8 protein-coding genes and 1 tRNA gene are annotated in these 12,433 nt (G+C 39.0%); 2 read left to right on the top strand and 7 right to left on the bottom strand.

Features of this window, described 5'->3' with window-relative positions; translation table 11 throughout:
* From IQ236_RS26370 to IQ236_RS26400, 7 genes are all read right to left on the bottom strand, one after another.
* A partial coding sequence (locus IQ236_RS26370; RefSeq protein ID WP_193872048.1) for a DUF4335 domain-containing protein occupies window positions 1-666 on the bottom strand: 666 nt, incomplete at its 3' end.
* A 24-nt stretch (window positions 667-690) separates the two neighbouring features.
* Complete coding sequence (locus IQ236_RS26375; RefSeq protein WP_193872050.1) at window positions 691-1,248, bottom strand: DUF3038 domain-containing protein; 558 nt, start codon at window positions 1,246-1,248, stop codon at window positions 691-693.
* Between the two features lie 138 nt (window positions 1,249-1,386).
* On the bottom strand, window positions 1,387-3,825 hold the full coding sequence (locus tag IQ236_RS26380) for an endonuclease MutS2 (RefSeq protein ID WP_193872051.1): 2,439 nt from the start codon (window positions 3,823-3,825) through the stop codon (window positions 1,387-1,389).
* Window positions 3,826-3,924: 99 nt separating this feature from the next.
* Entirely contained in the window at window positions 3,925-4,374 is a 450-nt protein-coding gene (locus IQ236_RS26385) for an EVE domain-containing protein (protein WP_193872060.1), read from the bottom strand.
* A gap of 5 nt (window positions 4,375-4,379) precedes the next feature.
* Window positions 4,380-6,536, bottom strand: coding sequence for a polyphosphate kinase 1 (gene ppk1 / locus IQ236_RS26390; RefSeq protein WP_193872052.1), 2,157 nt, complete (start codon window positions 6,534-6,536; stop codon window positions 4,380-4,382).
* 285 nt (window positions 6,537-6,821) lie between these two features.
* Window positions 6,822-7,202, bottom strand: a complete 381-nt coding sequence (locus IQ236_RS26395; protein WP_193872053.1) for a response regulator — start codon at window positions 7,200-7,202, stop codon at window positions 6,822-6,824.
* Between the two features lie 121 nt (window positions 7,203-7,323).
* Complete coding sequence (locus tag IQ236_RS26400) at window positions 7,324-9,618, bottom strand: PAS domain-containing sensor histidine kinase (RefSeq protein ID WP_193872054.1); 2,295 nt, start codon at window positions 9,616-9,618, stop codon at window positions 7,324-7,326.
* Between the two features lie 239 nt (window positions 9,619-9,857).
* On the opposite strand from IQ236_RS26400, the gene IQ236_RS26405 reads away from it, so the two are divergent.
* Window positions 9,858-11,318 (top strand): slr1306 family protein, encoded by a 1,461-nt coding sequence (locus tag IQ236_RS26405; RefSeq protein WP_193872055.1) that lies wholly within the window; start codon window positions 9,858-9,860, stop codon window positions 11,316-11,318.
* A 99-nt stretch (window positions 11,319-11,417) separates the two neighbouring features.
* Window positions 11,418-11,488, top strand: a tRNA-Gly gene (locus IQ236_RS26410).
* Window positions 11,489-12,433 lie beyond the last annotated feature (945 nt).

The raw sequence follows: 12,433 nt of genomic DNA on the forward strand, positions 1-12,433 counted from the left end.
GGGAACAAGATTAGGGGGCGGAATTTGAACGGTTTGGGACGGTTGGGTGGCGGTTTGAGTTTGGGGTTGGCGATAGAGATTAATCAGTCTAATTAAACCTGTTAAACAACTAATAGAAATTATAATAAATAAAATCGTTTTTAACCATTCCGGTGTGGTTTTTTCTAAGGATTTTAGATTCGGTAATTGTTCGGCTTCTGCTTGATATTCGTCTAAGGCGGTGGCGAGATCAAAGAGTTGTAAAACGCTTAAATGAACTAAAGACTGGGCAGAATTATCGGATAAATTACCTAAAAATAAATTATGATATAATAAGCCATCAGGTTTAATGGTAATTTCTGAAGGTTCTCCATCAAAAATTACATAAGCTGGGGTATTTTCAGTGGAAGAAGTCAGGGATAAAGTTTCAGATTGATGAGTGGATTTGGGAGAGAAATTGAGAAAATTTTGAATATAATTTTTAATAACTGTATAGAGGGTTTCTAGTTGCGTGCGATCGCCTTCAATGGTAATATGATCGGCATCGGGTAAACGCGGATCATCAAAGCAAAGTTTAAATTTAAACTGTTCTAAAATTGGTTGTTGTTTCAGACGAGATAGAAAAGAACGTTTCGCCTGAACTTCTAAGCTGCAAGTTGGGGGGGTATAGCGTCGAATAATCATCATAATATCTTAACCATTAAGGATAAACTAAACTGGCGACTCTATCAGCGTTAACCATAATTGTTCATGGCTATCAGGTTTACTATAAAATAATAAATCAATCAGTAATTTAATGGCTAGGGTATCAAGGTCTAAGGGGGTTTGAGGGTGTGGGGTCATCCATTGTTGATAACTTTCATTAAAGGTATCTAAATATTCCCGCAGCAAGGTGACTTGACGAAATTCTGTTTTTTGATGGGTCATTTGTTCCACTAACCCTAATGCACGGCGAATTAATATTTGATCCTGTTGAGCAATATAACAAATAATCAGAACCAGCGATCGCATTTCTTCAATAGATACAGGATTTTGTTCTGAGTGTTTTTGTAATAATTGAATTTGATCAGGAACAGAAGCCTCTATTTTCAGCAGAGTTCCCACTTGTAAAATAGTTTCTAAGGCTATTCCGGTTAAGGCTTCAATGGCTAATAATAATAACTGAATTTTAACCGTAATTTCACCCCATTGTTCGGGTTGGGGATCAAGGTTTAAATCGTCTCTATTTGGGTTTGATTTTTGCTCATCATTAGCATCAGAATTTAGCATGAACTCAGGGAAAGAATTTTACAACAACCTCTTTTAATGAAAGGGTCGCCGTAGAGACGCGCCATGGCGCGTCTCTACAGGGGTTAACATCAATCATGGACATTTTACCCCTAAACAGTCAATGATTTAACCCAAAAATTAGCGATTTACTAAATAAGCAATTGTAACACCAACGCCCCCGTCATTTTGTGGAGCTAATTCAAATCGTTCCACTAACGGATGGTTGGTCAAAAATTCATGAACTCCCTTTCTCAGTTGTCCGGTTCCTTTGCCATGAATAATCCAAATTGCTCCAAAATCATGAATTTGACCCAACATTCGATCCAGTTCAATTTCAGCTTCTGAGGTGCGTTTTCCTCGAAGATCAATTGTATTTTTAGACGTTCTAACAATAGGTTGTTCTGGTTTTTGTTCCTTTTCAGGAGTGGGTTCTTTTTTCCGTTCTGGGGGTTTAGGAATAGTCGGTTTTAAGCCTTCTAAGGATTCAATTTCGGCTAACCCAACGGTCATTTTCATTATCCCAAATCTCACGGTAATTTCCCCATCTGAAGTGGGATCACTTAAGACTTCTGCCGTTTGACCAAACCGAGGAATTCTAATCCGATCTCCTACTTTCGGTTTAAACTCTGGGGGCGGTTTTGGGGGTTCTTTTCGAGAGGGTAAATACTGTTGAGCAATTTGATTTAAAGCTTCCGTTGCTTGGGTGGTATCTTGACCCGTTGGAGTGCCTTGTTGTAAGCGCCGAATCACTTTAGCAATTTCCGATTTAGCTTGAATTAAGGCCTCTTGAATTGCCTGTTCTTGAACTTGCTTTAACTCCCGTTCTCGTTGTTTTAACGCGGCTGCTTTTTGGGCTAATTCCTGATGCAAACGTTCTGTATCTTTTAAGAGTTGACCTGCCGCTTTAGCTTTTGTTTCCTGTTGACGGCGTTGTGCTTCTAAGCCAGCAATGACTTGATTAACTTCCTCGGAACTTTCCCCGACATAACCCGCCGCTTGTTCAACAATTTCTGAGTTTAATCCTAAGCGTTTAGCAATGGTTAACGCATTAGAACGTCCTGGAATTCCCCATAATAATCGATAGGTAGGTTGTAAGGATTGTTCATCAAATTCAACGGAGGCATTTTCAAACCGTTCATCTTCATATTTTAACGATTTTAGTTCCCCAAAGTGAGTGGTAGCAATGGTTAATAAGCTATGATCCGCTAAATATTGTAAAAGTGCGATCGCTAAAGCACTACCTTCCGTTGGATCGGTTCCCGCGCCTACTTCATCTAATAGGATTAAACTCGAAGAACGGGTCTTTTCTTCCGTCTCACCTTGAGAATTAATCGCTGCTAAAATCCGGCTAATCCTGCGAATATGACCGGAAAAGGTTGATAAACTTTGCTCAATAGATTGTTCATCTCCAATATCAGCTAAAACTTGATCAAACCAAGGTAATTCTACGGGTTCTCTCGCGGGAATAAATAACCCCACTTTTGCCATTAATGCTGCTAATCCAATGGTTTTTAAAGTAACCGTTTTCCCCCCAGTATTAGGGCCAGTAATGGCTACAACTCGAATTTGGGGATGAATTAAAACATCAATGGGAACAACGGGGAAGCCTTGCTCATGTTGCTGTTGCCACACTAATAAAGGATGGCGAAGTTGTCGAAGGTTAATGGGATTTGAAGTTGCCTCTTCTGAGGATTCTACATCAATAAATGAGGGGGGATTTGCTTCTAACCACAGGCTATAACGAGCTTTAGCAACGGCTAAATCGAGGGTTGTGACAATGATTAATAATCGTTCTAAATCCGGTTTAACCGCTCCAACTTGTTCGCTTAAAGCTTGTAAAATAATGTCTTCTTCGGCTTTTTCTTGCCGTTGAATTTGTCTGAGTTGATTATTGAGATCAATGGTAGCTTTGGGTTCAATATAGAGGGTTGAACCTGTGGTTGAACTATCATGAACAATCCCTGGAATTGCATCTTTTTGAGACGCTTTTACAGGGATGACAAAGCGATCGCTCCGTTGGGTAATTAACTGTTCTTGAACTGCATTAGATTTTCGTTGAATAATACTTTGTAGAATCCCATAAATTCGGTCTCGAAGACTGCGTAACCGTCCCCGAATTTCTCCTAATTTAGGACTCGCGCGATCAGCAACATCTCCCCGTTCATCAATACAGCGATGAATCTCCTGTTCTAATTCAGGATAGGTTCGCAATTCTGAGATTAAATCTGTTAAAATAGGAATATCAGATTGGTTATCAATACTACGTCTTAACTGCCTTGCTCCTGCTAAAGTTGTGGCAATATTAAGCAGTTCATTTCCTGATAACATTCCTAGGCGTTCTACCCGTTCTAAATAAACGCCAATATCTTCAATTCCTTCAAATTTTAAACCCGTTTGTCGCAGTTCTAAGGTGTAAGCTTCTTTCGTTTGAGCTAACAGTTGCAGGGTTTCTGTGGGAGTCGTGGGAATGTGTAAATGCTGCGCCGCCACAGCACCGAGTTTTGTCGCCGTAAAGGTGGATAAATGGCGACATAACCGTTCCCATTCTAATAAGTCTAGGGTTTCTGTTTGAATCAATGCCTCAAAATTTAAAAGTGTAATGTTTGCATACTACATCATTGTAGCAGTTGTGGAGATTTTCTTCAATCCTCTTTGGAAAGAGAAGGAAAATCCTGATTATTGTAACCCTAAAATTCTCTCAGCAACGGATAGTGAAACGGGCATGACGGATAAACGATTTCCCCGTTTAACAACGCCAAATTCTTCAGCATTAAAGGTTTGTTTGAGAGTTTCTAAACTAATTATAGCAGAAAATTGCTCCACAAATTCAACTTTCACCGTATACCATCTCGGAGTATTAGGGGTTGCTTTAGAATCAAAATAGGGACTCTGAACATCAAATTGAGTTGGATCAATTAGATGATTTTCAATGATTTTAACGAGTCCTACAATTCCGGGAAGTTTAGTATTAGAATGATAAAAAAACCCCAGATCTCCAATTTCCATTTCTTTGAGAAAATTTCGCGCTTGATAATTTCTCACCCCATCCCAAAGGGACGTGCGATCGCGTTTTAAATCCTCAATACTATAAACATCCGGTTCAGATTTCAGTAACCAATAATTCATCATCCTTAACTCTTTAAAGCCGTCTCCATTAAAATATCATGGGCGCATAATTCGGGAGCATTTTCAGCAGGACGACGTTGAATATATTGACCATCAGGTTGTAAATCCCAAGCTTTACGATTATCGGATAACATAATTCCTAAAATCTCTTCTAACTCTTTAGCAATATCAGGATCTTCAATGGGAGTTATGGCTTCAACGCGGCGATTTAAGTTGCGAGGCATCCAGTCGGCTGAACCAATATAAACCTCCTCTTTTCCGCCATTATTAAAATAGAAAATTCGAGAATGTTCTAGGAAGCGTCCAATAATACTAATCACCTTAATATTATCACTAATTCCTTCTAAACCGGGACGCAAACTACACATTCCTCGGACAATTAAATCAATCCCTACTCCCGCTTGAGACGCTGCATATAAAGCTTCAATAATTTCCGGGTCAACTAAGGAATTCATTTTAGCAACGATTCGACCTGTTTTACCTTGATGAGCGTGTTCGGTTTCTCGATCAATTAAGTCTAAAAATCGTTGTCGCATATTCACAGGCGCAACCAACAATTTCCGATAGGATTGTTGACGGGAATATCCGGTTAAAAAATTGAATAAATCTGTTAAATCTGCTCCCAGTTCAGGTCGGGCACTTAATAATCCTAAATCGGTATACAGTTTAGCTGTTTTATGATTATAGTTTCCGGTTCCAATATGAACATAACGGCGAATTCCGTCCGCTTCCTGACGCACGACCATCACAACTTTAGTATGGGTTTTTAGTCCGACTAATCCATAGACAACATGAACCCCCGTTTGTTCTAGTTTTTTCGCCCATTGAATATTATTTTCTTCATCAAATCGAGCTTTAATTTCGACTAAAACCGCAACCTGTTTTCCATTTTCTGCCGCATCTATTAAAGCCGTAACAATCGGAGAATCCCCGGAAGTCCGATATAAAGTCATTTTAATCGCTAAGACATTCGGATCATGGGCAGCTTGATTAATAAACTGTTGAACCGTTGCCGAAAAAGACTGATACGGGTGATGAACTAAGACATCTTTTTGTCGTAAAATCGCAAAAATATCTTTTTCATCTTCTCCTGATGTCGCTGGAATAATATCTTCGCTATCCTTCATCCAACGAGGTAAAACCGCATTCCAAGGTTTATCTTTTAATTCGGGTAAGGGTAAACTCAGAAAAAACATTAAATCCCGTAACCCCATTAACCCATCGACCGTATAAATATCTTCTGATTCTAATTCTAATTCATCGACTAATAAACTGCGTAAATAATCGGGCATTGAACTATTAATTTCCAGCCGAACAACAGACCCCCCAACGCGGCGTTTTCGCAATTCTTGTTCAATGGCTAATAATAAATCATCCGCTTCATCTTCTTGAACCGCTAAATCTGCATCCCGTGTAATTCTAAAAATGTAATAATCTTGAATATCCATTCCAGGGAATAACGATTCTAAATTATGGGCAATGACTTGACCAATAGGAACCCCAATCCAAGCCGCAAATTCGCCATTGGCTTGTCCTCGTAATTCTTTAGGTAAGGAAATAAATCGTGGAAAAGAACTCGGTACTTTCACCCGTGCAAATAATTCTTCTTTGGTTTCGGGATTTTTAAGAACAACGGCTAAATTTAAACTCAGATTTGATAAATAAGGAAAGGGATGGCTGCGGTCGATGGCTAAGGGTGTTAAAACTGGAAAAATGCCATCTTCAAAATAACGCTGTAAATACGTTCGTTGTTCTTGATTCAGATCAATATAATTTAATAAATGAATTCCATTTTTAGTTAATTCCGATTTAATCTGTTGTTCAAAATATTGATGCTGTTCTGTTACCATCGGTAACAACCGTTCATGAATGGCATTGAGTTGTTGTTGGGGGGTTCGACCATCAGGAGTGAGTTTATTAACTTGTGCTTCAATTTGCCGCTTAATTCCAGCAACGCGCACCATAAAAAATTCATCTAAATTAGAACTAAAAATCGCTAAAAATTTCAGTCGTTCTAACAAAGGTGTTCGAGGATCTAAAGCTTCGGCTAAAACGCGACGGTTAAACTCTAACCAACTCAGTTCTCGGCTGAGATAATATTGAGGAGCTTTAAGATTGATGTCTTTGGTAATTTTTGGCTCGGTTTTTTTAGATTTGGACATAATTGAAGATTTAAGATCGGGTAAACCTAACCTTTATTGTAATTCTTCAGGGTCAGAATAGTCGCAAAAACCCAGTTTTTTAATAGAATGAAGTGATGGCAGATTCAGGAAGAGAATAAAAAGCTCAGTTTTTCGGGGTTAGTACGTCAGTTCTGAGGGTAAAAAGGGGGAAACATGAAGTTGACTTGAGAAAACTAGATCCATCTTAGTTAGATTCTGGTTAATAGAGGTTTAAATTTAGCAGGACATTACAACTTAAAATTCATCCCCACTATTTTATCAATGCTAGTTCAGCCAATTCAAAGCTTGACTAATTTGTTCAGCTAATTTTAAGGGTCGAAAAGGTTTTGCAAATACAGCAGCCACCTCCATTCCTGAAAAATTTTCTCGTTCCCACTGTTGAGCTTTTGCTGTCACTAAAATCACCGGAATATTTTGGGTATGGGGATTAGATTTTAGACATTCTAGTGTCACCCTGCCATCCATATCAGGCATCATCATATCTAATAAAATAGCATCGGGTTGATGGTTAGCAGCAAGGCTTAATGCTTCTTCGCCACAACAAGCGGTAATCACCTGCCAACCTGCCCCTAGTTCTAATCCTAATTTAGCGATCGCTCGGACATCGGGTTCATCATCTACAATTAAAATTTGTTTGTTTAGCATAACATTTATCCCTGTAATCTGATTAGTTTGCGTTTTTAGGGGTGACAGAGTTAACTTCAAATCTTAACTCAAAATCGAGAAGATATCGAGAATTTGTTGAGCGTTAATTCTAGGAGTGAGTTTAATAGATAGGAAGCATCACATAAAATATACTTCCCTGTCCTAAATGACTTTCCGCCCAAATTTTTCCTTGATGTTGTTCAACCATCAAGCGACAAATTGCTAATCCTAAACCTGTCCCACCCTTAGTTCGAGAATCAGAAGCATCCACTTGTTCAAAGTGCTCAAAAATGATCTGTAGTTTATCAGCAGGAATTCCTCGTCCCTGATCTTTAACTTGCAAACAAATGTAAGGAATTTTCGATCCATTTTCCTGTAATTTGATCACTTCTGCGGTCATCCAAACCTTCTGTTTGGGTTCAGAAAATTTAATCGCATTACTTAATAAATTTGTTAAAATTTGAATGATGCGATCTGGATCTACCCACAGATAATAATCAAACGGATCAACTTCAAATTCAATTTGAGCTTGATCCGCCATCACTTGCATGGCTTCTTGAGCTTTAATCATTAAATTTGCTAAATTACAGTTAACCTTTTCCAAGGAAATTTTACCCGATTTCATCCGTTCTAAATCCAGAATATTATTCACCAGCCGAATTAATCGTTCTGTATTGTTAATCGCAATACTTAATAAATTTTTCCCTTGTTCTGTTAGCAGTCCTAACTGTCCTGATGCTAATAAATCTAATCCCCCCACTAAAGAGGTTAATGGAGTTCTTAATTCATGACTAACTAAAGAGATAAATTCATTTTCTAAACGGCGACGTTCATTAATATTTCGAGAAACTCCGACCACTAATTGATCTCCCTGAGCATCTTGAGAAACTGACCAATTGGCACTATACCAATTCCAAGTTCCATCTTGATGTTTAACCCGAAATTCAATATCGAATTGTTGTTTTCCGCTTGTAATGACCGTTTGAAAGACAGTAAAAGTTTTCGATATATCCTCTGGATGGATAAAGAGTGTAAACAGTTGCCCTTCAAGTTCATGGGGAAAATAGCCAGTTAATGTTAATAAATTAGGCGCGATATATAATAATATTCCTTCCCCATTCATTAAATAAATTATATCATGAGCCGTTTCAACAATTCGTCTAAATTTTTCTTCACTGGCTTTTAAATCCGCTTCGGCTCGTTTTTGATCCGTAATATCCCGTCCTAAAACTACTAATCCTTTACGCTTGCCATCCTGTTCAAATAGGGGGACTTTAATCATATCCCAAATCGTCAGATGACCATCGGAACGTAGAACTTTTTCTTCAATTCTATAAATACCAGCATTTTGCCAAGCTTGTTCATCAGTCGCTTGACAATGTAATAATGCTTCTCGATAATTAGGTTTTAACTCTGCTAATTCCCAATCCGTTTTGCCTTGATAAGGTACATTTTCTAGTTCTAAAAACATTAAGTTTGCTTGATTAGATTCTAACCAATGTCCTTCTCCATCCTTAAAACAAATAATATCCGGTGTTGCATTAATCAAAGTTCGTAATCGTTCTTCACTTTCTCTTAAGGATTTTTCAATTTTTATCTGTTGAGTAATATCCCGAAAACTAAAGACTCGACCCATAACTCGATCTCCCTGCCATTGTAGTTGACCATAACGCTGAAAAATTCGACCATCTTTTAACTCAATGCGGTCTAAAATAACCTTCTCAGAAGGTTGAGTTGAAAAATTTTTAATCCGATCAATAAACCCCACTGGATCTAAGGTTTGTGCTGCCGCAAATTTCACTCGTTCTTGACTGCGATTGGGTTGCATTAAGGCTTCAGGCATTGACCAGATGTCTAAAAATTTTTGATTATACACGGGAACATCACAATCTTCCCCCACCACTAATATTCCATCGGCGGTTGCTTCTAAGGTAGCTCTTAATACTGCTTCAGTTTGGCGTAGAGATTGTTCTTTTTGTTGATATTTAAGTTCTAACTGTTTAAAGGAAGTAATATTACGAATCCATAAAATAATGATTTCTTGCCCTTGAAGATTTAAAACCTTTCCTGAAATCCTCAAAAAAAATAGTTCTTCTCCTCGTTGTAGTTCATAATTGATGGGACAAGAATTGCCCTTTTGTATTTCTGGGTTAGGATAGGCTGATATTGAAATCGGGTTTCCGTTTTGGGTTAGGGGCAAACAATCATTCAAGGGAAGATCAACGAGAGAATCTAATTCAACTAAATGATTGTCTTGATAGTCTAAAACCAATTCTTTAAAGGCTGTATTATAACCTTGAATTCGAGCCTCTTTTGTCAGCCAAACACAAGCATCGGTTAGATAATCTAAGCTGATACTGAGAAGGGTTAAAACAAAAGATTCTGCTGCCTGTAAATCGGGCGATAAGGTAATCATAAATTTGACCCTGTTCATAGAGGTTCAAAATCAATTCCTGGTTTTTCAGAGTCTAATTTATTCCTCAATCGGTTTAGTCTGATTCATTAAAATCTGGGATTCTGACAAACGGATCTGTTCTGATCATTTTGATCTAAAATTCCACAACTTGCCAGAGTCGAAGTACCATAGAAATTAGGGTTTATGTCAAACCAACCCCACTGAAAATCTAAGGTTTGATGACGTTGGCGGAGGATGAGATGGCAGTTAAATTGGAACGCCCAATTTTAATGGGAGGGATAGGACTTTCGTTAGGTCTATGGCTGTTGCAAAGCCTTCAGCATTCAGCGTCCGAATTCGGACAAATGATGCTGTTTAGTTTAGCGTTAGGAAGCGCCGGACTGTGGTGGTGGAAGCAACAAGGGACAGAACCTCTGCAATTGTCGCCCCCTCCAGAATCGTTAAATCAGGAATTAGTGGAAAAAGCGATCGCCCAAACCCAAGCTCTGATCCAACGTCTAGCCACTGAAACCCCAACTCAGGACAGCCGTTTAGACACCCTACAACAGCAAGCGCAGCAACTCAAGACTCATCTGCAACGAACCGACCTAAATATCGCCCTGGTGGGTAACAAAGGCGTGGGAAAAACAGCGTTGTTACAACGGTTACAGTCGGACTGGCTACCTCAACAGTCTCAAACTTTAAGTTTGGTAGAAGTTTCAGCAACCGATCTCAATTCTCCTATCCCCAATTTAACGACTGCGGATGTGGTTTTGTTTGTGACCGGGGGAGATTTAACTGACCCGGAATTTAAGGTTCTTTCGGGACTGGTGGCAAATTACCATCGAGTTATTTTAGTGTGGAATAAGCAAGATCAATATTTAGTCGGTGATCAACCTGTGATTTTGCAGCAGTTAAAAACCACATTAACCGGGGTGTTATCCTCAGATAATATTGTTGCGATCGCCGCGTCTCCAAATCCGGTGAAAGTTCGTCAACATCAAGAGGATGGGACGGTTCAAGAATGGCTAGAAGCGCAATCACCGATTCTCGATTTGTTAACAAAGCACCTTGATTCTATTGTCAGTCAAGAACAACAAGCTTTAGTATTAGCAACAACCTATCGGGAAGCATTAGGATTGCGACAAGAGGCGAAAGAAATTGTTAATCAATTACGTCGAGAACAGGCGTTACCATTGATTGAACAATATCAATGGATTGCAGCGGCGGCAACAGTAGCCAATCCAGTTCCGGCTTTAGATATGTTAGCAACGGCGGCGGTTAATGCTCAATTAGTCATGGATTTAGGGGCAATTTATCAACAAAAATTCTCCCTTCAGCAAGGTCAAGAAGTTGCAACGACGATTAGCACTCAGATGTTGAAATTAGGGTTTGTGGAAATCTCCACCCAAACTTTAACCTCGTTGTTGAAAAGTAATACCGTGACGTTTATCGCCGGAAGTCTGGTTCAGGGGGTGAGTGCGGCCTATTTAACCCGAATTGCAGGGTTGAGTTTAATTGAGTATTTTCAAGCGCAGGACATCCAGTTAGACGCCGCTGAGAATCCGAGTCTGAATTGGGATAATCTCAAGAAAACCCTACAAACAGTCTTTCAGCAAAATCAACAAGCTAGTTTGTTACAGTCCTTTGTTAAACAGGCGATCAATTATTTGACGGTGCAATTCAAACCAAAACAAACCGTTGAATCCTCCGTGTCTTAGTTGTTTCCCCTCTGTGTTCCCCAGTCCTCAAAAAAAAGTTTGAGAACTGGGTTTACATTTCTGGAGTTTATGCTATAGTTAGAAATTGTGAAACACAGTGCGGGTGTAGTTTAGTGGTAAAACTATAGCCTTCCAAGCTATTAATGCGGGTTCGATTCCCGCCACCCGCTTTCACCAACACTATATCTATTCATTCCCTCTAACCTCTACCCTATCTACGGTGTAGGGGTTTTTAGTTGATGTGCAGTAACTGGATTTAGGGATAGATTTTAGATTAGGATGAGATCGTTGTTAGATTACCAAACTTGACTAAATCAGTCACAATAAAATAATAAGTGCGAAACGTTCCTGTCAAAGTCTAGGGATAAAACCCCAAAACGTAAGCAGGGAGATAGGTGTAGACAATTGGTATAAGGGCATTCAAACCCAACAATAAATCCAATCAAACCTGTCTTAACTTTGAAAATGTGACCCTAAAGGAGGGTTAATCTCGGAGTCAATGGTACGGATTTCCGAACACGACATCCAATACCAAAGAGATTAGGCAATTCCCACAGTGTCAGACTGATTATCAAAACGCTGAAGCTGGGAGTAACGGGAAATCGGGTACAAGTCAGTACCTAGGTAGTTCTCTAGCCAATTACTCAAGAATAACGAAAGTAAACAACCGTCTTGAACCATCGTGATTAATAAGTAGTGAAACGACTTGATACACTGCGTTCAAAAGAACAAAGGGAAAAGGAAATAGTCTTTATTAAACTATTTCAAAAGTAAGTTTCTTTATGTAAAACTTACTAAGACTCCCAAAAGTACCTCGGTGGATAGGTTGATTCTAAAAGTAATAATCCCATTTTCAAGGAACGTCAAAAGCCCTCATATACTCCTACAGAGGTCGAATACTGGTAGGTAGCTACAAATCTAAAGCGTATGTTATGGGGATGAAAGATGGAAGTCAGAAGCTAAAGCCTAAATGTAATGTTTAGGATACGCTGATAGATTCCGGTTTGTGCGATTCGTTTAACCCAAAATAAGCTAAAAGGCTTATGGGACGGTTAACCCAGGTGTTAAGACTGGTGATAACTGATTACATTTATGGGTGAAACTCCGTGAGTTAA

Origin of the sequence: Planktothrix mougeotii LEGE 06226 (genome assembly GCF_015207485.1) — a bacterium.
In the GTDB taxonomy this organism is placed as follows: Bacteria; Cyanobacteriota; Cyanobacteriia; order Cyanobacteriales; family Microcoleaceae; genus Planktothrix.